The organism is Methylomonas subterranea, from assembly GCF_024505185.1.
GTDB classification, from domain to species: Bacteria; Pseudomonadota; Gammaproteobacteria; order Methylococcales; family Methylomonadaceae; genus Methylomonas; species Methylomonas subterranea.
Map to the genome: position 1 here is coordinate 64,108 of NZ_JANIBJ010000005.1, position 22,672 is coordinate 86,779.

The window sequence follows — 22,672 nt, forward strand, 5'->3', positions numbered from 1 at the left end:
ACCGGCGCCATCAATCTTGTGCATAACTCACCTCGCCGCCGGCGGCGGAAATATCTTCAAACCACAGAAACACATGCGCTTGCTTAAATGCATTCAGCGCCTGCCACAATAAATATGGGTCAACCACGGAGCGGTAATAGCGCACCCGCAAGACATACCGGCCGCGACTGCCCCAGCAACGATCCCCCACATGACTGCCCACCCGTAACGGGCCGACCAGATGATCCACTTGCACCAGCGGCACGGGAAACACGGCATCGGCATGCCATAAACGCACACCCACACAACTGCCCACGCGGGCGGGGGTTCTGGGGATAGATTCGTTAATCGAGGCAACGGCCTGATTGGCTACGGCCCGGTATGCATTGATATGCCAATTTGCCGAGCCGGGCCGATGTATCTCAATCGCCCGATCCAACACCTTTTGCGTTTCGGCTTCGACGCGTGCCAGCTCTTCGCCGGTTGCCTGCAAGAATTGCAACCCCACGCTGCCGGCCTGCCAATCCCACGCCGCGCCGGGCGGTAACAAGGCCTGAATGCTGGCTGCATAGTCGCCGGCGCTGTGCTGGGTGATCTGCATTAAACCCATAGCACCGGATTCAGCACAAACAACTCACCCGGCCCCACCGCCAAATCTGCCAGCGGCGCTAAACGCGTGTACTGTTGCGTCACACTGGCGATCGCCGCATCGATCTCCGCCATGGTCAACAGCGCGGTTTCGGCCGATTCGGATAACACCAGTGCCGCCAGTGCGGCTTGGATAGCGTCGCGATTCGCCAGGCTATCGTAGCCGGGCAATAAATCGACGGTCACATTCACAGGCTTGACCAGCGGCGATACCACGCGCCAATCGGCCGTGGCCGGAGCGATGTTGGTTAAATAATCGGCGACGGCATTTAAAACCGCCAAGGTAGGCAACCGGTCTGTCAAGGCATTGCAAATCGGCCGCACGATCACCGAGCCCATGCCCAGCACATTCGGTTGCACCAACGCACCAGTCACGGAGGGGTGTGCGGTTTTAGCCCAGAATCGATAATCCGCCGACTTACCGGACCGTCCGCCGCGCACTACCATCACCCGCCATTCATCGGCCACCCGCACCCGCCAATTTTCCAGCGACTCTTCTTCTTCGCCGCCGGTCAAACCATTGCTATCCACTGTTAAGGTGCTTGATACGCCGGGCACGGGATCGACCAATGTGAGCGTTTGCGCGAACAGCAAGTTGCCGGCATTGCCGGCCGTCATGCACCGCACAGCCACCGGCGTATTACCGGCCGTCAACGTCACCGCCGCCAGCACCGTATAATCGTAACCATTCAGGCCGCGTAACACGGTATCCGCCAATAACGGCGTACCAGGCGTGCCGGTGGCCAATACCGTGCCTTCGGCGGGCGTGGCCACCAATCGGTCCACACCGTACAGCGCCGCCCAGTCATACAAGCGTTCCAGCTCGCACGTTAGCGGGCTGCATTGCTTATCGATCCACTCCAAAAAACCGTGCTGACTGTGGCAAGCCCGGCCCCAGGTCGCCGCCAGCGGCCCGCGCAACACCGCCGGCATGGCCGCCAGATCGGTATCGATGCGGGCTTTCAGTTCAGGGTAGCTGGGGCGAACGTAATCGGTCACAAGGGCACGCTCATAGTAAAGGTGCGACCATTATGCAAACCGCTGATGCGCAGGAACACGCCGGAAACGTTTCCAGCGACGCGCGGGTCTTCCGTGACAGACACCGACGTCACGCCATGATCGATTAAGGCCTGCTCCACCATAAACATCGCCTCGCGGCGGGCAGAATCGCTTAAGGCTTGCCGGCGCACGTGCCAAAGGCCGGTACCGGCTTCCGCATCCGCCCACCAGCCTCGCCGTTCATACCGATCAGGCACCCGGTTTTCAGGGGCTTCGGCATCGGTAAACAACACGGCATATAGCAGGGATTGAATCGCGGCCTCCTCCGGATCGACGCTCAATGTGTCGTCAAATACCACATCAAACACGCCATTATCGGTTTGCACCAGATTCAACATTTACCCTCCCACCGGCTGGCCGGTTTCGCCATCGCCGGACTGCACATCGCCGTGCACATGCTGTTTTAACGAAATGCCATCGGCAATCACATCGCCGCCGTTCACCTGCACCGTGCCGTCATTCACAACCACGGTCGGCGCATTATTAATAGTCACGTCATGCCCGCCGCCCTCGATCACAATGCCCTCGCGGGTCAAAATAATCCGGTGATTCAATTCATCGTCATGCAGCGCCACTTCGCCTTCCTGCAGATCCAGCTGATAACGTTTGTCGCCCACCACCAACGCCACGCCATAACTGCGGTCGCCAGACGGAAACGCCAGATACACCTGCGCGCCTGGCTTGGGGCGATAACTCAACCCATACGGCTCAACGCGATTGATGTTATCCAGCACCTCTTCATCCAATACCCGCGTCTGCACCTTGCCGGCACTCACCAGCGTGGCGACGCCTTGCGCAAACACCAGCTGCAGTCGGTTCCAGATTTGATTATTCACCGGCAAACGCCTCCCGCTTCATCACGCTCAATTGCGTCATGCTGCCGCGCTGGTCGTCCAGGGTAAACGCCAGGTCACCGATCAAATACACGCCGTCGACATTCTCTTGCGGAATCGTTACCCGCACCTGAGTGTTAATTGCCCACACGCCACCGGCATGGGTCCAGCCGGCTACATTCAATTCGATGCGATTAGCTCGCGCCTGCCGGCGGTTACGCTCCAACTCCGCGCGGCGTTCGCTGCCGCCCAGACCCTGGCCGGTTTTATCGGCGATGATGTGCAATGGCCGGTAAAACCCAATGCCGCTATCTTTGGCGGCGCCTTTCAACGCCTGGTCGTTTTGGTAGTCGTAACCCTTCACCAGATACTCGGAATAGCGCAACTTGTATTCATCCACCACGGTGTAACTTTCGATGTGCTCGCCATAGCGCAGTGTTGCCACCGGTGCCGCGCTGCTGGGCTCGGTCAACATCAGTCCGCCGTCCGCCGTCGGGTACAGCAGCAAGTTAGCCGCGCGGGCGGCGTTGATCAGCGCGTTGGAAGGCGATTCTGATTGCAGGCTAAAATCCGGCACCAGCGTGGTTTTGGCATTGACGTTTACAGGCACGTTAAAGGTGCTGCAAAGCCGCTTTACCAGCTCTTCCAACTTCAGACCGGACAGGGTTTGCGAGTATTGGCTGTCAATCAACTCGCGCGCCAGTGAGCGCCCCTCGATGGCTATGCCATGGCTATTGGCATCCACATGACGGCTGATCGAATCGGCGCGGATCGTCGTCACCACCGCGCCGTCAATCAGCACCTCGATCACCGTATTGGCATCCACACCCAAACGCTCGCCGGTACCGGAACGGGTAACGGCCAAATTCACCGACGCGGCCAAATCATCTACCGAGCTACGGATGTGCACCTGTTGCCAGTAGGCATAGCGCTGGCCGTTGAACTTAATCTCAACCATACACCCGCCCTTGCACAAACAACGGATGCCGCACGCCATTACGCGCAATCAACACCGCCTCGTCGATCTGCATCCGATGCGCCAACACCGTGCTCGGCAGCGGCTGCACCACGTCGCGGATTTGCCGCGGCTTGAGGTCTTGCGCCATCACCGCCTCGAGCAAGGCCGCGCGGGCGGACACCGCCGCCTGAAACACCGGATCCGGCATGCTGGGCAGCAAGGCGTCGTAAGCCGCGTCCACCGCCGCCAAACTCGCCGCCCGATCCGCCTCGGTCACATACTCGGTTAACGCGGCCTGCATGGCGGCGCCCAACCATAAGCGTCCATGCAAGGCGGCATCGGCGGCTAAATTGGCGCGCAAGGGCGTATCGATGACCGCCCAGGGCGACAAATCGCCGTGGCCGGCATGCAAGGACACTTGCGCCAAGCGCGCGACCAGCCGGGGCCGTTGCGCGGCGGTCAAGTCGGCGCCGCCGCCCAGGCCCACCAGATTGGTTAATCCACGCACGGCGGCCGCGTATTTCGCCGGAAACCCGGCCAAGGTGCCAACCTCGGTTCTGATACTGCCCACCACGCCCATGATTTGCCGCGACCAAGTCAACGGCAACGAGGCCAAGGACACCGCCTGCCGGACGTAATCCAACCCGCTTTGCACATTAGCTACGAACGTGCCCAACGTATCGGTAGACATGCTGGCCAAATCGAAATCGGCGGACACCGTATCGCTATAAATAATCGTCCATTCGTTGGCCGCGTCTACCTTATCCTGACTGGGCGCCGGCGGCGAAGCGCCGCCCGCCACAAATTCAATCGACAGGGTGCAAAAGCCCTGCTCCTGATTGGTTTCCCGCCGTGTCCAGCTGCGGGCGCGCACCCACAACCGGCCCAGCCAAGGGTGAATCAAATAATCCGCGCCCGGTTTGTTCAGTTCGCTAATCAGCGCATCGCATTCGGTGTCGTAGTCGGCGCCGATAAAATAGGCGTTCAGCGTCCAGCCCTTGGCCTGGCCGCCCAAATCCTCCACCACCGGCAACTCGGCGCCGGGGAATTCATGCACCGCCAAGCGCCGGCCGGACTTGGCGTCGTGGCTGTCGGTTAAAAACTCGATGTCGCGAAAGGCGGCGGTTTGCCAGCGGTCTTGGTAGCTCATTAGGGTGATCCTGGTGCGCCGGTGCGCCAATTGCCGGTATTACTGCCTCTTATTTCAGTAGAAGCAACACCGCTTGATTTTTGTTTGTCCACCCGCGCTACGTACCCCATGTCTTTGGGCTCGATTATCACATGCACCAAGTTCTTAGCCGACTCAACCAGATCATAAGCAGAACTACCTAACGTGGTATTTTTATCACCTGTAAGATTTTGCACTTGTTCATCAATCCATGGTTTCACGGTATTGTCGCCAAAATCCTTGCCAATATTCCATCCGACAATAGCGGCTAACGCAGCCCCAAATTTTGATATGCCGCTCGATGCAGCAATAGCGGCTGCAGATAGCCCAGCTCCGCCTCTAGCACCACCCAGCGCTAACGTTGTCACCCCTACTGCGGAGCCAAACGCAATAACTGGCGGCGTTGCGCCCACCACGGCTGCGCTCAAATCTGGATAGCGCTGTGACAAATCACTAAAACCTTGCGCAACTTTCCCAATCGTCGGCGTCAATACATCCATCGCATTTTTTTGGGCAATAGCCGCTTGCTGCTCAGCTTCTCGCACCTTAAAGCCAGCCGTATCACTAATCACTGAAAATGACTTATCGACTTCACCGCCTGAATTGACATTGTTGGCGTTAATTTTTGCCAATACTTTTGCCATTAATTCTGGATTGTTTCGATAGCCTAAAAACGCCATCAGTGCTTGCCTGTCATTGATGATTTCGCCAATGCCGGCACTTTCAGCGATCTTGGTCATGCTTTCCAATACTGCTTTACGCTCACTGTCGCTTTTGCTGCTTTTCAACTGTTTCTGCAGATCACGATAATCGGAACGCCTGGAAACATTTTTATCGACCAATTCGCCGAATGCATCCAACGTATTAACACCTTGTTTCAAGCGTTTTTCAAAATAAGAGGCGGAATTAACCTTTAGCACTTTATCTATCTTGCCGCGCGTATCCTCTGAATTGATTTTGCTTAACAGGTTTTCGACATTGATACCGGCCTCGTTGCTATTTCCTGCCGTTGTCACGGCTGCCTGATTCAGCGCCACAATACTGGCCAAACCCTTTGTACCTGAGAACCCAAGACCTTGCGCAGCGGCTAACTGACTAGGCAAAAACTTAGCTTGGTCGGTAAATTCAAATTTGCCTGCTTGTCCGCCTGCCGCCGCCATATTAAATACCGCTGGCAAATTTTCGGGAGCTACTCCCATATTTTGCATGGCCGCCAACCCAACTTGCACAACATCGGCGGCAGACGTGTTAGTTGCAGTTGAGGTTTTAATCACCTGTGGCAATAGCTTAATAGCGTCTTGCGTTGTAAATGCGTTGGATGATGCTAATAACTCTAATGCGGACAATGAATTTTCGCGGGTTCCACCGAACTTGATTGAATCATTAACAGCTTTTTCAAGTTCAGCTTTTCCGGCCTTTCTGCCCCTTACGTCAAGTTCATTGTTTGCCGTGTTGCTGAGGTATGCAATTCGCTCGTCGAAACTCATGGCGTTCATTACCGGCGCTTTTAGCGTATAGCCTGCGGCGGCAATACCGGCGCCCACCGCCACACCCGTCCTAATCCGGTTTTGCGCCGTTTCAAACTGTTTGGCGGCCTTGGCGGCGGCTTGCTGCTCTTTTGTCAGCTTGCCCATTTCGTTGGTCAGGCGGGTGATTTTTTGCCGAGTCTTTTCGGCGGCGCGGGTGAGTTCGTCCTGGCTGAGTTTGCCGGATGCGGCCAGTCGTTTGTACGCAGATTCGGTGCGCGAAATTTCTAATTGAATTCGCTTTTCAGAACGCATGCCCAACTGCTCGCGAGCATGGCTCAGGCGCTCGTAACTGGAACGCTGGCGATTGTTGGATTGGTTGACCAGGTTTTCCGTTTGCTTGGTCTGCTGCTCGATGCGCTTGGCGACTTTGTCGATGCCCGACGTGGCACCGACGTCCTTAAACTTGAGGCGTAATTCGGCGGTGGCGGCTGCAGACATAAAAAAACTCCGGGGTAGTTTGGGCCGGAGTTTACGGGGGTAAAGCGGTGCGAGTTAGGCGGGAAATGTTTCCAGGGATTTCATCCCCTTTTGCAAAAGCACCCACAGGGCATAAAGGAGACAGAGGGGGATTTGTCAATCAAACTTCCGCCCCTCCATCGCCGCCGCCATCTTGGCCCACACAAACAACTCAGCCAACGGCAGGGCTTTAACGACCGGCAGCGGCTGATGCAGACCGCGCGCGACTAATCCGACAGCGGCGAGGATTCTAACGACTTTTTTTCAGCGGCTTCCGCTTGCGAGGCATCGGCCTCCAGCATGTCGCTGGCGATCTTTTCAGCGCGGACATAATCCGGCCCGCGCAACTGCTTGATCAAGGCCTCATCCGTGCCGGTCAGGCTGGCGATCAGCGCGATCCGCTGCGCCACCCCGCCGCGCTGGTCGAAAGATAGGTAATCCTCGGCGGTGGTGTAGGCACGGAACTGCAATTCGGTGATTTGTTTTTTGCCGAAATTTAACGGCGTCGATAATGTGAGTTTTAGCATGGTGTGTTTTTGGGTGGATTGGCGTAGGGCGTTTTCGCGCTAGCAAAACGCCGGTTGCTTAAAATATTGGTGGATTGCTGGTTACCTATTTGCATTAATCACAGCCAGAGCGATCTGCGCATACAGTAAACTTCCGGCGTCATTTAAATGCAGACCGTCTTGACTGTAATTCGGCGTCGTCCCTGCGCCATCCGACAATTTGTCGAAACTAGTGCTATCGCTTAGTTTTGCATACGCACTTACAAATAGATACCCGCGCTCAGCTGCCAGTAATTTTAAATTTTGATTTAAGAGATTGGTCGCAGCGACTTTAGCTGCGTTGGCCGATGCAAATGCGCTAAACGGATTATTGTCACTCAGAATTACCCGCATATTGAGACTGTCCGCAACATCACACATGTATGTAACCGCAGCCATTACTGTTGCTGGCCCATTAACTGTATCGGCGTTGATATCGTTGTATCCGAAATCGCATACAAACAATGTGTCGTAGGGCATGCCCAAATTATCTGCACATTGCTCGTCCCCTTCCGTGGAGAAAAATCTAACGGTTTTCCCTCCCAAAATTGCCTCGGCGAACGTTACAGACACGGCCTCAGTCATATTTACTGCGTTAACCGATGTTGGCCCCAACTGATGAGCAGTAGACCAACCGCCTCTGGCGTGTATGGCACAAACCCCCAGGCCTTCGTTACCCATCAATGTGTTTAGCTGGCCGGCTATATTGTGCGGCTCATCCAGCCTAGAGTCACCGACCGCCAATATATGAGCATACGGTGTTACTGGGAATTTTTTGGCGGAGCCCTGAGAGAGCTTACCGTTTCCATCCATGCTCCATGCATTTGTAGTGTCGAATGCAGCACTATAGCCTGGGTAAACATAATCGCCGGCGCATCCTCCGCTATCGGCAGTTAATTTTTCCCACTGAAAATCTTTGAATTTTATGCGCTTATTTCCGACATTTGAATCAAGTCCAACACCCAAACGAAAGGTTGTTGTGCCACCAAGCATGGATCGGAACACGGCGCAATATCTACCGATCCCAGCAGCAGCCAGTTTTGTTTCGGTAATGTCGCCAGAATAGTTATCAATAACTGCAGTTCCTGCTGTTTTCAGACGGAATCCCGAATTTGCTCCTGATACCATGCCAGACATTTCTGTGACATCAAAACTGATGGCGTACCACGTATCGGCATCTAGTGTTAGCGTCCCGGAATAGAACGCACGACCGGCACTTAGAGAATCTAAATCGAGCAGTCCCGATTTAACCCCATGCGCATTGGCTACCCTTGATGCTGTTGCTGTAGCTGTTCCGAGTGGAGATGCCGTAGGAAATCGTGCAGTTTGAGCACTAATATTTCGAACGACGCGTGGTGATCTACGAATTTCGTCTACGAGATAACTGCCATCAGAATACCGGCCAATTCCAGCTATAACAACATGTCCGGCGCCATACAGCTTAGCCCCACCATCCGCCTCAAACTCCGCCATCGAGTCATATTCCCAAATCTCCCGCGCTCTCCGCTTGCCCATATCGCCCCCCTATGCAATCCGCTCGGATGTATTGCTCATGATGACGATGCGGCTCTCGCCGTCGCCGAAGCCCACCGGATCGGTGACGAAGGCTTGGCTCATCATGTACACCTGACCGTCTGTCAAGCGAATGGTGACGTCTTCGCCGTCTACCGCGTTCAAGGCATCCATATCGATGCCGGCCTGCAGGTTAATGTTCAGTTCCAGTTGTGCCGGGGCGCTGGTGGTTTTAAAGCCGCCGTCTTCCGGCAGGCGGCCGGCCATGTGCTGGCGTTTTTGGCCGCTGGGGGTGAAGGTGCCGGGGTTTTCCGACAAGGGCAGCTTGCCCAGGCTGGGCACCGATACGGTGCGAATGTTGTTGAGTTGGGCCATGTGTGACGCTCCGTTAAAGTATCGTTAATCGGTGGTTAAACCCGCTTCGCAAACTGCGCACGGCCGGCCAGGATGTAGAACGGCGACAACAGTACCGGTACGTCCAGGTAATTAAAGCGGCTAGGGTTGGTCGGGTCTTGCTCGACCACCAGCGTCGATTTGTAGTGGTCGTAGTTTTGCACCCAGCCGTTTTCCCGCATTAGCACGTTTTGATACAAGCTCAGCAAAAACGCCCGCACGCTGTCTTCCGTGGTGATGCGCAAACCGGGTTTATAGCCCTCGTTGGTTTTTGCCGCCGCCGTGCCGACGAATTGCTGAATGGCTCGGATGCGTTGCACGTAGCGGATGCGCTCCAGTACCTCTGGGGTATTCACATCCAGATACGCATCATCCGCCGAGCCGTCCGGACGGTATTGGTGCAGGGTGATCAGGCGCTTGATGCTGCAAGAACCGTCTTGGGCGATTTGCATCACGCTCATACCTTTAAACAGCAGGCTGTTGGCGTTTGTCCAGTCGTGGTAGGTCACGCCGATCATGCCGGGCAGAGCGCGGCCTTCCAGCGATTCGACCGGGCTGTTGTATAGCTTGGGCGCGGCGGCTGCGCAGACAATCGCCGCCGCTTCCCATGTCGGCGTGGGGTTAATCTCCAGCGACAGGTCGCAAATATGCTCGTAGTTTTTGGTTTCGCCAAAGCCTGAAGCCGCCGCAAAATCCCCGCGATGGGCGGTAAACACTCTAAAACCTGCTTGCACTGGGGGTTGATAACGGCGCTGGCTTTCGGTGTGCCAGGCGGCCAGGGTGGCGGCATCGTTAATGCCCAAAGCAATGTAGCGGTACCAGCGGTTGGCGCCCAACAGCGTAGCCAGGTTGCCCGGCGCCGGGTCGCCCGATCCACCGGTCATGGCGGTCAATGTCAAACCCAAACCGGTCGGCTTGAGTTCGCCGTACAGATTCAAGCGCATGTCGATGCTGTTGCCGCAGGTGCCTTTATGGCGGGCGGTCAAAGTCACGACGCTAGCCACGGCGGCGGCCGTGACCGGAATATCGGCATCGGTAAACGCGGCGGCAATCGCGGTGGCGATTTGCGCGGTAGTCATAGTGCTGGTAATGCCGACACTGATCAACTTACCGGCTACATATAATGATAGAGTGCCATCGGCGGTGGCGACGTTGGTGACCGTGATAGTACCGGTCGCGGCCACGCCGGCGCCGTTGTCGCTGTAGGGCAGCATGTAAATGTCTAGCGTTTGATCGATGGCCCGATAGCGCGCGGCCATTTGCGCCAGCATGGAGCCGGCGCCGGCTTTTTGCTGGGCGTCGTATACCGAGCTGATACGGGTAATCTCGCCGGCCACGGCGCTGCCGCCGGCCAACTTTTGCCCCACCAGCAACACGGCGGGGATATCCTCGCCCAGGCCGGCCTGGCTGCCGTCGATTTCGATATAAACGCCGGGGTAGCGTAAGGCCTGCGGCACGTAGTCGTAACTGATGGTCATAGTGCGGGTGCTCCTGTGTAAACCAGCTCACTGAACGGGCCGGGGTCGGGTAAATAATTGGTGATCAGGGCGTTAAACGCGTAACGGTCCGCCCAGTACATGTCCTGTTGGGTGTATTCCAGCACCCGGCCGCCCTTGAACTGAATCGGGTTGATGTCCGGCTCAATCTCCCAGCCTTGCAACAGCGTGCGCACGGCATGGCGGTAGGCCAGCAGTACGTCGTCGGTTTCGCCGGCGCGTTGGGTGCGGGTGTTCTCGATGGCGATAATCGCATCAAAGCCCAAGCCTACATCGGCGGCGCGGCCTTCGTTGTCCACATCCTCAATCTTATCGGCAGCCCGTACCAGCCAGCAGGCCGGCAGCGGTAGCGCTTCCACGCGCACTTGCGCGAATTCGGCGGCACCGGCCACATCCCGAAACCATGCATGGGCAAAGCCGGCCGGTTTGGCGGATAGCAGTTGGATCAGTGGGGTTAAGGAAATCACGGTTACCAGTCCTCGATCACGGTCGACATGCCGCCGTAACGGCGGGACGAACTTTCAAACAGCACCAAGTCTTCCGACAGTTCCGGCGCGTCCGGTTCCGGCGGGATCAAGCTCAGCAAACCGGTAGCGTGGGCTTTTAACGTATCCAGCACGCCTTGGTAGGCCTTGGCGACATCGTCGGTCATCCGTTCAGCGCCTTGCAGGTAATACAAAGCCACGGTAGACGACAGCCGCGCCACCAGCGGGGTTTGCAGAGTTTCCGGCAAGCCGTAGCTCAACAGCAGCGCATCGGCATCGGCCAAGGCTTCGTCGATCGCATCCAGCGCGCCGGCCAACGCGATTTGTTCCGCCGGGCTGTAACCGGCCAGGCTGCCGCCGTCGATGGCGACGCGTAACGCGGCTTCCGGCGGCATCGCCATGTCGGCCGGCACTGCCAGTTGCGCCAGGCGACGGGCGTTGGTACGGGCAAGCAGATCGGCGCGGGTGGCGAAGGGCATTATTCAGCCGCCGCTTGGGTTTTGATTTGGCTCCAGGCTTGGTCGCGCTCGGCGGCCAGCACGTTAAAACCGGTCAACGCAACCACGGCATCCAGGTTTGGCCGACCGTCTTTTAACCACTGCTCGGCATTGTTAGCGTCCAATTGGGCAATGGCCGCTTTGATGGCGTCCATGCGTTGATCGCTTCCTACCTGCGCTTCGGCAGCGGGTACGCTTGCTTCGGCTGCCACGTCGGCGGGGTCTTGTTGAACTGCATCAGCAACAGGATCAGACATATCGCCAGTCGTTTCAGCATGGGTCACCTCGGTATTAACAGATTCAACATTGGCCACCGGGGAGGCGGTACCGGTATCGGTTCCTTCCGCCGCAATCTCCCCAGTCGATCCCTCTGCAGTTGCATCGCTCTCGGGTGTGTTATTCGGGGTAACAGCCGTTTCAATCGCTCCGGCTTGGGTGGCGGCGGCCACTTCAACCAATACGGTGGGGGTGTCGCTCACTTCCAAATAAGGGTCTTCTTGCAACGCCGCCAAGGTGGCATCATCAATGCCCTCCAGCTCTTTCCAGTCGCGGCTAAACCGCTGACCGGCGCGGTCGCGCTTTTCAATCTCGGTGCGTGGGTTCACGCGGCAATACAATTTAGGCATATCGTTCTCCAATCAATCAGATCGTAGGTCCGATTAGCGTTAGCGTAATCGGACGCATGTTTTAAATCCTTCCTCCGATTACGCTTCGCTAATCGGAGCTACACCACCCAAGGCGAGACCAATAAATCCACCCGCTTGTAGTTGGTGTTGCTTTCGCCGTTGCCGATCATTTCTTTCGCCAGCAAGGTTTCAGCCGCCACGCGGTTAGCCGGGCCACACACCAACAAACTGGGCACGGTGCCCAAAATGATGTTGCCATCGCCTTTTTGCGACAGCATGCGGTTGTAAAGCTCATCGAAGTTGGTAGTGTTCAGCGTGGCTTTGGAACCGTGGCAACACTGCCAAAAACCATACGCCGCCGCACCGCGCCAACGGCCGCCAAAGCTATACACGTCGTTTTCAAACACGTTGCTCGATTGGTTTGCGTTGGTTTGGCTTTCCAATTGCGCCGGCACCCGCTCCTGCAGAATCAATGCCGGAGCGTTAGAGGCAAACAAGTACCACGGTGAACCCGCACCGGCCTGGATGTTCGAGGTTGGCGTCACAGCGCCGGTACCGTCGGTATTGGCATACACCGGGTGATCGGTGTCGAAAAAGAATTGATCGTCATAGCAATTGGTGCTCCAGCCCGCCGCCAACGCTGCAAAAATCAGCTCGTCTTTCAAGCGGGCAGCGGCGGCACCGTGGCCACGCGCCACGTTGGCGTAATGGCCGAAATCATCGTCTTCCACGTCGGTACGCTGTACGTCAATGGTGGCTTCGTACTTGTCGTTGATGACGGTGTAGGCCTTTTCAGCAATGGCCTTATGCAAGCGAGCGCCCACCCATTTACGGAAGGACGGCCACTGCGTTAACCACGCATAGGTATTGCTTTTGCTGGTCGACCGCATCAACTCGGCGATGCGGTTCCAGTTGGCCGGCGTATCGATCAGGCCTTGGTCAAAATTGGCCCGCAGTGTGGTTTTGAGTGCGTCAATTTGCGCTTGTGTGAGTGCCATTTGTGGCTCCTATAAAAATAAAATCTGGCTAGGCCGTTACTTGCCCGCGTACTTTTTCTGCGTAGCGAGGTATTGCTCTTCCGTCACGCCCATTTGCTCCGCAATCTTCTTTTGCTCAGTGGTCAATGCGGCGGGGCCGGTACTGTGTTCATCACCGGTTTGGCGTTGGGTAAGTGGATGATCGGCCAGTTTTTCACTCATCGCCTTTAAATCCGCCAAGCTCAGAGTTTTAAGCCCATCAAGAATCACAGGTTCCACTTTCTTAGCTAGCGCATCCAGCAAATTTGTTTTTTCTGTTTCTTCTGCTGCCTGCGCCGCATCGGCTTTTTCTTTAGTCAGCGCCGCAACCTGGGTTTCCAGGTCGTCGCGTTCGGCGGTTAAGGCGGCCAGCGAGGTTTTTAAGGTATCGCGCTCGGCGGTCAACGCGGCCAGCGTGGTTTCGGTTTGGGCGTGCGTCACGCGCAGCGCGGCCAGTTCTTCTTCGGGTCTTGGCATGTCGGTGTTCTCCGGATTGAGATTGGGCAGGGAAAAGCGTTTGGAAAGGGTGGCAATGCCGTCGTCATCGTCGAGACCGTCAAGGCCGTCGATGGCGGGTGTATTGGTGAGCGCGACGGAAATCACATCGAGCACTTCGCCGGTCGCGCTGTAGTAGTAAAAGACGGCGCTGATGTAGCGATATTCTTTGTCGGCGATGCGTTGTTTGGCGGCCGCAGTCCAGTCCACGCCCATCGCGTAAAGGCCTTTGCCGTCTCGCCATTCCATGTCGTGAAACCAACCGGCGGCGATAACGGGCTGACCGTTGTATTCGGAACGCAGCGATTGGTGTTCGTAATCGATCAGTGTGTCATTCTTGCGCTCGCGCAGGCGTTGGATGACGTTTGCGGCAATCGCGGCATCCAGTTGCCAGGCTTCGCAATCCCAAGGCCGACCATCGTCGGCGCGGAACGGACCGACCGGCAGCAAATGCGCTTCGGTCGACACATTGGCGCCGCCGGCGATCTCGAATGCGAGCGACGCAACTTTGACAGCGGGTTTTGACATAACGGCCTCAAAAAATCAGTTGAGGCTATTGTCTGGATTTACGGGGCGATTGGTTAGGCTGGAAATGTTTCCGGGGGGGGGGGGCGGTGCGGGCTGAAGCGCGTGATCGAACGAATTACAGCATAGAACTCATTCGAAAACCAACCAGGAGCCCGTTTAAAAACCCGGAGAAACGTTCACAAATTTTTGACAGGGCCAATGCTTGGGTTTTGTGATAGGTGCGGCTTAGCGGGGCTTAAATTCGATCAACGGGACAAACGGCGATTTCGTTCGGCCCCGTCTCGTGGGGCCATGCCGATCGATGCGCCGGCGGGAGGTAATTGCGCCGGGTCGACTGCGGGTGTTTTGGTAGCTAGCTCACCGCCCGCTGGAGCCGTTGCCCCCGTGGGGCTTGTTCTGATCCATTTTCGTGACGCCACGAAAATGATCGGTCAGTCGAATAAATCCATCTGTCGGCTAACGTCTTCGCCTTCGCGGCGGATGTTGGTAATCATGCGCACAGTCAGTTGATATGCGCGGGCTTGTTGTGCGGCGGACTGCCAGTCTTTGTTGGCGTTGATGACAGCGTTGCGGTGGCGTATCCACAACTTGTCGATCTTCGGCACGCTAAAGCGGTCGTTGCTGTCCAGGTGCGGGGCCAGGGTGACGCGCAGGCGTTGTAATTCGTCGTCGCTGAGACCCAGCGCACGGGTGTGGTGTTTAGGGAGATTGATAAGCAGGCCGCCCCACGCCCGCAGCCATTCCTGGGCGCGGATGTAGCCGAGCGCCCGCACCACCGCCCGCAATACGGGCGGCAGGGAGCTCAGCAGTTCGGGGGCGACGTCGGGGAAATCCATTTTTAGCGTGCCATCCAGGCTTTCAGGGCTTCGATAATGGCCTGCCGCTCTTCGGGCGTCAGGCTATCCAGGTCGGGGACATTGTGGGCGGTTTGGCGGCTGCAAAAGGCCAGCAGGGCCGGGCGGGCGGCGTTGTTGACTTTACCGGCCTGCCCAAGCTTGCCCCATAGTTTAACGATCATGCCGATCTGCGGCGATACGACCTTTGGGCGAGTATCGCCCTTGGGTGCATATTGTTTGCGGCGCGGCCAGCCCCGGCCGGCGTAATCGTCCAGCACTGCTGCCAGTTGCGGCACTTTGAGCGTGCTGGCGCTGATGCGGCCGTTTTCGCCGGTGGCGCCATGCCGCGCCAACAGCTCGCGGTGCATGTCGTCATCCCAACCGGGCAGGTTTTTGCCTGCCCAGGTATTGGCAATGCCGACCAGTTGGCGGTAGTGCTTTATGAGGTCGCTCATGACTGCGCGTCCCGCAGTTGCGCTTCCAGCTCGTCCGCTTCGTTTTCGGCGCGGGCCGAGGCCCGCATGTCTTCGTTGTACGCGGCACGGCTGTCGGCATGCTGCGCGGCATCGGTTAAGCGGACAGCGCGTTGGCGAAGTTCTTTGATGCGCTCTTGGGTGGCTACGCGGTCCATCACGCCACCTCCTGCTCGAACGGCACCACGGCGAAATCCTCGATGCCGCTGTTGATGGTGATGCCGGCGATGCCTTGCACGGCTTTGGGATCGGCCAGCACCGCTTCTTTGTTCAGTTCGTCCTTGGTGCGGATAAAGCGGCTCAGGCCCAGGTTGCGCAGGGTTTCCAATACCTTGTCCACCGAGCGCACGCCGACGCTGGGCGGGCGTTGCCGCCACGATACTTCGCCGGTGATCAGGTTGGCGGTTTTGCCGCCGTCCTTGCACAGCTCGGCACGGTTGGCTTCACACCAGGTTTGTATGCCGGTCACCAAGCTGTCGATGCGGGTTTTAAGCGCCTCGATCTGGGTTTTTCGGCTGTCGGTAATCGCGGCGATTTCGTCGTTTAGTTCAGTTTCAATGCGGGTCAGTTCGCGCTGGGTGTCGCCCAGTATGCGGATCGCTGCCATGGTTTGGTCTTTGTCTTGGCAGACGTATGACGCCGCCGGGGCTTTGTGTTTTTTGGCCATGTTTGGCTCCTATGATGGTGTTAATGTAGGATGTGCTGAACAACGTGAAGCGCATCTGTCGCGATCGATGCGCTTCGTTTCACTCAGCACATCCTACGAAGTGTCGTTTGGTGCAACGGGGCCTTTCCAGCCCTTAGGCGGCTTGCTCTTGGTTTTGGTCTGCGCCTGGGCGGCCAGGTGGGCGACCGATACCGGTGCGCCGCCGACGTTGCTGCGGTTGCGGGCCTGCTCGATCTTGTCTTGCTCCAGCTTGGCCGCCGCCCGCTCGCCACGCCCGGCGATCATGCTGAGCAAATAGCCGTTGCCTTTCAGTGGCAGTACCAGGGTTTCCGGCCGGTTGACGACTAGTTTCATCATTTCGGCCTCCCAAATGCCTGCCGGTGCCGAGTAAGCAATGCCGTTGCGCTTGATCTGCGCCTCTTTGATCAGCGGTACCAGTTCTTTGGTGAGAGCCAGACGGCGGCTCCAGCGCAGTTCCTGCTTGGCCGGTTTGAACAGCTCCAGGTAACGCAGCAGCGCACCGACCAGACTGATCGGCAGGCCATTGAGCAAACCGGTCCATTCGTTGCCGGCCACCATTTCCATGGCCTGGACGATGTCGATGTCCTTACCGCAGTACGGGCAAGGGATGGCGCAAGCGTTACTCACAGGCTGCACTCCAGGCCGGCCACGCTCAACACCGGAGCGGCGGCGTACTGCCAGAAAACCACCAGCAGGCAGGCGATAGCCACGCCGGCCACAACGCAGGCGCCGTTGCGTTGGCCGCGCAGTTCGTCGATCTCAAGCACCTGATCCTCGATCAGTCCGCCGTGGCTGGTCAGACGCGCTTCCAGGTCTTCGATGGTGCGTTGGTAGATTTTGGTTTTGTCGATATCGGTTTGCATGTGGCCTCCTAATAAAATGCCCATTCGGATTGCACCCGCACCCGGTAACGGCTGTGCGGTTTGCAGCATTGGCGGGCGACCAGTTTTTTAAAGTCGGTTTGCTCGCGGCGGGTTTTGCCGTCGAACTGGCCGGCGTTCATGCGGCTGAGCAAGGCGTTATTCAGTGCCATGGGCCACCTCAATGACGGGTATCGGCCTGATACGGCGAGGATTGCGCCGCCCGCCGTTGCAGGTATTGGTTAACGTTTTCGACCATGGCCGCGCCCAGTACCAACGCTGGGGTATCCAGTGCGCCGGAAGGGTCGGCGACCTCGTTCGATTTGATTTCCACGCCGGTGTCGGTATCGCGGAGGGTGATGATGTACACGCTCATAATCCCCCCCCTACGCCACCGATTGCAGACACAGCGCCTGCTTGGCCACCGCATCCACCAGCGCCACATTCAACTCGCGGCCATTGCGAAATTGCTGGATCGCCGCCACCAGGCCCTCGATCAGCATCCGCGCCGAACCTTTGCTGTAGGCATACAGCCGCTTGATCACCTCGTCGGATACGTCCTCGTCGCCAAACGCGGCCTGGATCAGCGCGCCGGCGTCCTCGGCGGTAATGGCCTTGACGGTTTCCGGCCAGAAGCCGGTGCGGCTGCGGATTTGGTCGAACTGGCCATGGGCTGGGCGAATCAGGCCGGTCAGGTGCTCTGTGCCGGCCAGGACGATGCCAATGTTGGCCAGGTCGCGCAGGCGGCGTAGGGTGTGCAGCACGTGCGGGGTCAGCGTATCGGCTTCATCCACAATCAACAGGCTGTCGGTGTTGGCCAGGCTATCGACGGTGGCGCGAAACTTGTCGTCGATGCTGCCCTTGCCCTCGTAGCCGGCTACGGTGCGGGCCAGCAGCTTGATCAGGCTTTGCACGGTCATGGTGGGCGTGGCCTCGATCAGATAGGTGTTGGGCGTGATGCGCTGGTAATGGCGCACGGCAAAGGTCTTACCGGTGCCGACGAAGGCGCTCAGCACCGCAAAGTTGCGGTAGCGGCGGGCCATTTGGCAGGCGGTCAAGGCCAGCCGAAACACGCTGGTCTCCACCGGCGCCACGGTATCGCTGGCGGTGTCGTCGGCGTGTTTCATGGCGTTGGCGACGTTGACCAGCATCTTGCTGGGGCTGGTGGCATAACTGCCGCCCAGGATTTGGCTCAGCGTGCTGCTGGACACGCGGGCCAGCCGGGCCAGCGCCGCTTGTTTGTAACCGCGCTCGGACAGCCAGGCTTTGATCTGCTCGATCTGGCTGATGTCGTCCGGCGTGTAGTGTTGGGGATAGTTGCTCACGGGGTTTGCCTCACTCAAAGTTAAAAAGGTCGATCTCAATGGGTTCCGGCAGTGCCGGGGTTTGGTCCAACAGGGTTTGCGCATCGCTGGCGACGGCGTCGGCGTCGATGACCAGGCCTGCGCGAGCTTTCAGTTCGTCCAGCTTTTTCTCGATGCGCTTGGCTTGATCCGCCACCCGCTTGTCGCGGCGCTCTTCCAGGCGGGTTTTGTCGACCGCATCGATGGCATTGATCAAATGCGCATCGCAAATCCAGCGACCGTCCTGGGTGCGGATGACGGCGACGCGGTTGTCCATCAAGTCATACTCCAGCACTACCGGCATGTGGTTGTAAGCATGCAGGTCCGGGTGGCCGTATTGGCGCCGGTTGTGGGTGATGCTGGCCCGCTTGACGGTCAGCACCACCGCTTGCCGCTTCATTTCCAGCAGGTCGGCATGCGGCGGCAGCGGCGACAATTCGCCCCACACCTGCGCACGGCTGACGTGCTTGTTCTCCGGGTGTTGGCGTTGCACGTAGCGGGCGATCCAGGCGTTAAAGGCGTCGGCGAACTCCATCAAAGTCGGAGCTTGCAACTTGCCGGCCTTGACGGCCTTGAGGGTTTCGGCGCGGGCTTCGTCGCTCATGTCGTCGCCGCAGTAAAACGCTGGCCGCCAAGCCTTTAGAAAGTCGCGCTTGACCTCGACAAAGAAGCGCTCGATCCAGCCTTTGCCGTGCGGATTGCCCGGTATGGCGTGAATCACCTCGATGTTGTGGCGGGCGTAAAAGCCGGTCATGTCATCGCTCATCAGTTTGTTTTTGTGTCCGGAACCGTTATCCACATACAGAAACAGCGGTACGTGGTTCCAGCGGGAGAAAGTCTCGGCCCAAAGGTTTTGCACGGCCGTAGTGCCTTCGTGCTCGTCGGCGCGCCAACCGACAATAAAGCGGCTACGCAGGTCCATGGCCACCGTCAGTTCCGGCCGCCAGGGGAATTTGCCGTCGATGGGGTTGACCAAGTAAATGTCGGCCATGTACCCGTCTGCCACGTAGACGTCGCCCGGCAAGGCGCGCTCGGTGCAGCGGCGGATGTAGGCTTTTTCGGTCAGGCGATACAGGCGGCGACCGATTCGCGCCGGGCTGTGCCTGCCCAACATGGCCGGCACGCTGCTTAGATAATTGCGCACTTGGTCGTAGGTGCAGGCGAAACCGTCCACTTCGGCCAGTTGCCGCCACACCACCGACATTTCCGGCCGGCTGGGTTGGTTGTAATACTCCAACGCCGGCCCCCACCAGGCGGGTTGTTCGGTGACCACGCGGCCTTTGTGTTGCTCCAACAAATCGACTCTACCGCCGCCGGCTTTGACCGTTTTCAACCACTCGAACAACACGCTGCGGGTGGGCGCCAAGCGATTGGCCTTGGCAGCGGTTTTCATGGCATTTTGCAGGTAGGCATGCAGCGAGCCAGTTTCCGCGCGGGCCAGCAAAGTTTCGATGGCCTTGTTGGCACTAAAGCCGTTGCGTTCCATGTCTAAAATGCTGTTGACGATATCGAACCGCGCCGTAGCGACCGCGCGCTGGCCGTCGTTGGCCTCTTTCCAGGGATCGCGCTGGCGTAGTGCGATGACCTGGGCAGTTGGGCGCACGGCGGGGCTGTTATCGCTCATCCTTTGTACGAGTGGGTTGGTGGTGGCCATGGTGCATACCCTCATTTGTCCTTTTTGCTCGGCCGGCCGGGGCGTTTGGGTCGCGCGTCTTCACGCTTGGCCTTGGCCGCTTCGTGCTTGCGTTCGATCAGCGGATAATCCAGCAGCCAGCGCTGCGCTTCGTCGTCTGAGAGCATGTGCTTGCTGGTGATGGTGCTTGGCAGATCGACCAGGCTATGCAGGCGGATATACTCCATCACCGTGGCGGCGCGGGCGGCGATGACGTTGGCGGTCACCCATAACTGCTCGATGCGCAGGTCTTTTTCGGTCAATTCGATATCGTTCAACTGCTCGTTAAACACCGCTTGCAGGCTGTTCAAAGCCACTTCGCATTCCGCTTGGTAGGCCAGGCACTCTTCGCGGACGGTGTGGGTTTTCCAGTGGAACTCGTAGTCGCGGTTGTCGCGCTGTTTCATCCGGTCGATTAGGGCGTCGCGGTGTTCGATTTCCGTATCCTTTTGTTGGCTCTTGCGCTGTTCCTGCTTTAACAAGTCGCGCAGCTGGTCGTAGGTCATGGTTTCGGCTTCGTCGAGAATGTCCGTACCGTTTTCCGCGACACTATCAATTACTTCCTGCGGCATCTTAGCCAGCAACAGCGCCTGCTTTTTGCCGATACTCAGCATCTTGCCGCGTTGGTTTTCCGGCAGGCGGGCGTAGTATTTGGCGAGGCGTATACATTCGTAAACGCGGGCCTCAACCAACCCAGACTTATCGATCCATTCCTTAAAATTAGCGACTGCGCCGCCGGCGTAGTCTTCATTTTTGATGGTTTGCTGCGCAGACCAAAACGCTACACCGGCCTTGCAGGCTTTCAGCATACTTGTGTTCAACTCTTCTATGCCGACAGCCATTAATCCGTTTACATCCATATCCAACAGCCCAAACTCGCGCAAACAAAGTTGCAGTTGCGCTTGCTCCGCTGTGGCCGCCGGCGTCAAGGCTTTTTGTTCGGAATCCAAATCCACCAATTCGCCATCGACAAAGGTTTTAACCGACGGCAGCTCGCCCATATCCAATTCGAAATCGATTTCAGCCATGATCGACCTCCTGTGACCGCTCCCAAGCCCGTCCGGAGACGGCCAGATTCTTGCTCACCTCGTCTTGTACTAGCACCGGGCAATGGCGGTAGTTGTCCAGCAGTGCTATTTCTCGCGGCGTGGTGGCCACATTGCTCGAACGTACGCCGGCCAGCACATAGGCCACGTCCACGCCCAATTGCGAAACGGCTTGCCAGTAATACGGCGTGGGTTCCAATTCGCCGGCCTCTAATTGCAGTTGGGTTGCGTCCGCCACGGCGGCCATGTCGCCCAGGGATTTTGGGCTTAGATGCAGGCGTTCGCGTTCCGCGGTGAGTCGTTTGGCTAGTGTGCTCATACGGTTTTCTCCTCGTTGTCGGTTTTAATCAATTCCTCCAAGCCGTCGATCACCGGGGCGCCGATGGCCTTGGAAAGGTCGCGCAAAATGTTGAAGGTGGTAATGCCGCGCGGCACGCGGCCGGTGCCGGCATAACGGTGCACCACCTGTTGCACCGTGCGGGCCTCGTAATTGTTGGCCTTGGCAAAGCGACGCAAGTTGCTGTTGCGCTCGATCAGCTTGGCTCTCACTTGGTTGGGTGTCATGACAATGTCTCGTGTGGTTAAATGGTTTTTTTGTTCGCAGGTAAAAACATGCAGAAACTCAAATCGATTACGCCGCCGGAACTGGGCGATGGCCCGCCGACGCCGGAACTTTTGGAAAAATGGTGCAGTTGGCTGGAAGACATCGCCACCGCCGAGCGTGACATCGGCCACGCCGACCGCATCGTCATGCTGGAAGTGCTGGTTGAATTGGCCCGAAGCGGCTTGATCGACATCAATCGGCTCCTGAAAAACCTGACGCGCCACTTGCCGCATCAGGATCACGAAGGGGAGCGCTTGGCGCTGAAGCTGACGATTGACGAACTGGCGCAAGTATTAACGCCAGCAGCGACCGCACTCCCCGGCGAAACGCCAAAACATTAGGGTCGCTATCGCGCCAAGCGCGGTGCTGGCGTTGGAACTCGGCATAGCGCCTTTTGCTGTCTGCCAACCGCTGTCTAAACGCTTTATCCACATAACACTCAGGATGTAATAACGATGACAAATTCAACGAATGAACAACTGGCTGATATGGCTGAGAAATTTCAAGCGCTGGCGTTTCAGAACACGGTGCTTCAAGAGCGCCAGGCAGCTCTGGTTCAAGTGATAAATTGGCTGCTGACACGCCATCCGGATGCGTCTCTGCGCTATTTTGCTGACAATCTGGCGAATACCGAGGGTGATCCTGATTCGACCGAGCTCGTTGATATGATGAAAAATATGGAACGAGAGCTGCAAGATTGGTGCGCTTGGCATAGTCCAGATAGTCTTTTGTGAACGGGTCAATATCCTCGGGCACTGTCTCTGGATGCAGTATCCACTCGTTGACCTGCTGCATTTTTTGCTCTAGCCGCGCATGGTCGCGCGCCATGCGTTCCTTGCGGCGTTGCGCCAGCACCTCTTTGGGTATGGCGTACGACTCGGGTTGCGGCTTAGCAGCCAGCCGAAAGCCCAGCTGTTCGGCGCAAGC

At 57.7% G+C, this 22,672-nt stretch carries 31 protein-coding genes; 2 read left to right on the forward strand and 29 right to left on the reverse strand.

Annotated features, from left to right (window positions below; genetic code table 11):
- Window positions 1-10: 10 nt before the first annotated feature.
- From NP590_RS03885 to NP590_RS04025, 29 genes are all read right to left on the reverse strand, one after another.
- Entirely contained in the window at window positions 11-589 is a 579-nt protein-coding gene (locus NP590_RS03885) for a hypothetical protein (RefSeq protein WP_256600921.1), read from the reverse strand.
- Window positions 580-1,626, reverse strand: coding sequence for a baseplate J/gp47 family protein (locus tag NP590_RS03890; RefSeq protein WP_256600922.1), 1,047 nt, complete (start codon window positions 1,624-1,626; stop codon window positions 580-582). Before NP590_RS03890 ends, NP590_RS03885 begins: the two co-directional genes overlap by 10 nt.
- Window positions 1,623-2,024, reverse strand: a complete 402-nt coding sequence (locus tag NP590_RS03895) for a phage GP46 family protein (RefSeq protein WP_256600923.1) — start codon at window positions 2,022-2,024, stop codon at window positions 1,623-1,625. Before NP590_RS03895 ends, NP590_RS03890 begins: the two co-directional genes overlap by 4 nt.
- Window positions 2,025-2,522, reverse strand: a complete 498-nt coding sequence (locus NP590_RS03900) for a phage baseplate assembly protein domain-containing protein (RefSeq protein ID WP_256600924.1) — start codon at window positions 2,520-2,522, stop codon at window positions 2,025-2,027. It abuts the gene before it with no gap.
- The gene (locus NP590_RS03905) at window positions 2,515-3,477 is read right to left on the reverse strand and encodes a phage baseplate assembly protein (protein ID WP_256600925.1); all 963 of its coding nucleotides are present in this window, start codon (window positions 3,475-3,477) and stop codon (window positions 2,515-2,517) included. Before NP590_RS03905 ends, NP590_RS03900 begins: the two co-directional genes overlap by 8 nt.
- A complete protein-coding gene (locus tag NP590_RS03910) occupies window positions 3,470-4,627 on the reverse strand; it encodes a DNA circularization N-terminal domain-containing protein (protein WP_256600926.1) in 1,158 nt (385 codons plus the stop codon). The genes NP590_RS03905 and NP590_RS03910 overlap by 8 nt, the downstream gene beginning before the upstream one ends.
- Window positions 4,627-6,612 (reverse strand): phage tail tape measure protein, encoded by a 1,986-nt coding sequence (locus NP590_RS03915; protein WP_256600927.1) that lies wholly within the window; start codon window positions 6,610-6,612, stop codon window positions 4,627-4,629. The genes NP590_RS03910 and NP590_RS03915 overlap by 1 nt, the downstream gene beginning before the upstream one ends.
- A gap of 245 nt (window positions 6,613-6,857) precedes the next feature.
- Window positions 6,858-7,157 (reverse strand): phage tail assembly protein, encoded by a 300-nt coding sequence (locus NP590_RS03920; RefSeq protein ID WP_256600928.1) that lies wholly within the window; start codon window positions 7,155-7,157, stop codon window positions 6,858-6,860.
- Window positions 7,158-7,238: 81 nt separating this feature from the next.
- The gene (locus tag NP590_RS03925; protein WP_256600929.1) at window positions 7,239-8,690 is read right to left on the reverse strand and encodes an SGNH/GDSL hydrolase family protein; all 1,452 of its coding nucleotides are present in this window, start codon (window positions 8,688-8,690) and stop codon (window positions 7,239-7,241) included.
- Window positions 8,691-8,699: 9 nt separating this feature from the next.
- Entirely contained in the window at window positions 8,700-9,062 is a 363-nt protein-coding gene (locus NP590_RS03930; protein ID WP_256600930.1) for a phage tail tube protein, read from the reverse strand.
- A gap of 35 nt (window positions 9,063-9,097) precedes the next feature.
- Window positions 9,098-10,558, reverse strand: a complete 1,461-nt coding sequence (locus tag NP590_RS03935; protein WP_256600932.1) for a hypothetical protein — start codon at window positions 10,556-10,558, stop codon at window positions 9,098-9,100.
- Window positions 10,555-11,043, reverse strand: coding sequence for a phage tail terminator protein (locus tag NP590_RS03940; RefSeq protein WP_256600933.1), 489 nt, complete (start codon window positions 11,041-11,043; stop codon window positions 10,555-10,557). Before NP590_RS03940 ends, NP590_RS03935 begins: the two co-directional genes overlap by 4 nt.
- Before the next feature lie 2 nt (window positions 11,044-11,045).
- The gene (locus NP590_RS03945; RefSeq protein ID WP_256600934.1) at window positions 11,046-11,540 is read right to left on the reverse strand and encodes a phage protein Gp36 family protein; all 495 of its coding nucleotides are present in this window, start codon (window positions 11,538-11,540) and stop codon (window positions 11,046-11,048) included.
- Complete coding sequence (locus NP590_RS03950) at window positions 11,540-12,184, reverse strand: hypothetical protein (protein ID WP_256600935.1); 645 nt, start codon at window positions 12,182-12,184, stop codon at window positions 11,540-11,542. Before NP590_RS03950 ends, NP590_RS03945 begins: the two co-directional genes overlap by 1 nt.
- Window positions 12,185-12,282: 98 nt before the next feature.
- The gene (locus NP590_RS03955) at window positions 12,283-13,182 is read right to left on the reverse strand and encodes a Mu-like prophage major head subunit gpT family protein (RefSeq protein ID WP_256600936.1); all 900 of its coding nucleotides are present in this window, start codon (window positions 13,180-13,182) and stop codon (window positions 12,283-12,285) included.
- Between the two features lie 36 nt (window positions 13,183-13,218).
- Window positions 13,219-14,223 (reverse strand): phage protease, encoded by a 1,005-nt coding sequence (locus NP590_RS03960; RefSeq protein ID WP_256600937.1) that lies wholly within the window; start codon window positions 14,221-14,223, stop codon window positions 13,219-13,221.
- 431 nt (window positions 14,224-14,654) lie between these two features.
- Complete coding sequence (locus NP590_RS03965) at window positions 14,655-15,059, reverse strand: hypothetical protein (RefSeq protein ID WP_256600938.1); 405 nt, start codon at window positions 15,057-15,059, stop codon at window positions 14,655-14,657.
- A 2-nt stretch (window positions 15,060-15,061) separates the two neighbouring features.
- The gene (locus NP590_RS03970) at window positions 15,062-15,514 is read right to left on the reverse strand and encodes a regulatory protein GemA (RefSeq protein WP_256600939.1); all 453 of its coding nucleotides are present in this window, start codon (window positions 15,512-15,514) and stop codon (window positions 15,062-15,064) included.
- A complete protein-coding gene (locus NP590_RS03975) occupies window positions 15,511-15,690 on the reverse strand; it encodes a hypothetical protein (protein WP_256600940.1) in 180 nt (59 codons plus the stop codon). The genes NP590_RS03970 and NP590_RS03975 overlap by 4 nt, the downstream gene beginning before the upstream one ends.
- Entirely contained in the window at window positions 15,690-16,199 is a 510-nt protein-coding gene (locus tag NP590_RS03980) for a host-nuclease inhibitor Gam family protein (RefSeq protein ID WP_256600941.1), read from the reverse strand. The genes NP590_RS03975 and NP590_RS03980 overlap by 1 nt, the downstream gene beginning before the upstream one ends.
- 93 nt (window positions 16,200-16,292) lie before the next feature.
- Complete coding sequence (locus NP590_RS03985) at window positions 16,293-16,847, reverse strand: HI_1489 N-terminal domain-containing protein (RefSeq protein WP_256600942.1); 555 nt, start codon at window positions 16,845-16,847, stop codon at window positions 16,293-16,295.
- Complete coding sequence (locus NP590_RS03990; protein ID WP_256600943.1) at window positions 16,844-17,083, reverse strand: hypothetical protein; 240 nt, start codon at window positions 17,081-17,083, stop codon at window positions 16,844-16,846. The genes NP590_RS03985 and NP590_RS03990 overlap by 4 nt, the downstream gene beginning before the upstream one ends.
- A gap of 8 nt (window positions 17,084-17,091) precedes the next feature.
- Complete coding sequence (locus NP590_RS03995; protein ID WP_256600944.1) at window positions 17,092-17,253, reverse strand: hypothetical protein; 162 nt, start codon at window positions 17,251-17,253, stop codon at window positions 17,092-17,094.
- 8 nt (window positions 17,254-17,261) lie between these two features.
- The gene (locus NP590_RS04000) at window positions 17,262-17,456 is read right to left on the reverse strand and encodes a hypothetical protein (RefSeq protein ID WP_256600945.1); all 195 of its coding nucleotides are present in this window, start codon (window positions 17,454-17,456) and stop codon (window positions 17,262-17,264) included.
- A gap of 10 nt (window positions 17,457-17,466) precedes the next feature.
- A complete protein-coding gene (locus tag NP590_RS04005; protein WP_256600946.1) occupies window positions 17,467-18,405 on the reverse strand; it encodes an AAA family ATPase in 939 nt (312 codons plus the stop codon).
- Window positions 18,406-18,415: 10 nt separating this feature from the next.
- Complete coding sequence (locus tag NP590_RS04010) at window positions 18,416-20,047, reverse strand: Mu transposase C-terminal domain-containing protein (RefSeq protein ID WP_256600947.1); 1,632 nt, start codon at window positions 20,045-20,047, stop codon at window positions 18,416-18,418.
- Between the two features lie 41 nt (window positions 20,048-20,088).
- Entirely contained in the window at window positions 20,089-21,123 is a 1,035-nt protein-coding gene (locus NP590_RS04015) for a hypothetical protein (protein WP_256600948.1), read from the reverse strand.
- Window positions 21,116-21,460, reverse strand: coding sequence for a hypothetical protein (locus NP590_RS04020; RefSeq protein WP_256600949.1), 345 nt, complete (start codon window positions 21,458-21,460; stop codon window positions 21,116-21,118). Before NP590_RS04020 ends, NP590_RS04015 begins: the two co-directional genes overlap by 8 nt.
- On the reverse strand, window positions 21,457-21,705 hold the full coding sequence (locus NP590_RS04025; protein WP_256600950.1) for a helix-turn-helix domain-containing protein: 249 nt from the start codon (window positions 21,703-21,705) through the stop codon (window positions 21,457-21,459). The genes NP590_RS04020 and NP590_RS04025 overlap by 4 nt, the downstream gene beginning before the upstream one ends.
- 48 nt (window positions 21,706-21,753) lie before the next feature.
- Here NP590_RS04025 and NP590_RS04030 point away from each other — a divergent pair, with 48 nt between their 5' ends.
- Both NP590_RS04030 and NP590_RS04035 read left to right on the forward strand, forming a co-directional pair.
- Window positions 21,754-22,086 carry a hypothetical protein gene (locus tag NP590_RS04030; RefSeq protein WP_256600951.1) on the forward strand — a complete coding sequence of 111 codons (333 nt, stop codon included), beginning with the start codon at window positions 21,754-21,756 and terminating at the stop codon, window positions 22,084-22,086.
- Window positions 22,087-22,200: 114 nt separating this feature from the next.
- Window positions 22,201-22,479 (forward strand): hypothetical protein, encoded by a 279-nt coding sequence (locus tag NP590_RS04035; protein ID WP_256600952.1) that lies wholly within the window; start codon window positions 22,201-22,203, stop codon window positions 22,477-22,479.
- Window positions 22,480-22,672 lie beyond the last annotated feature (193 nt).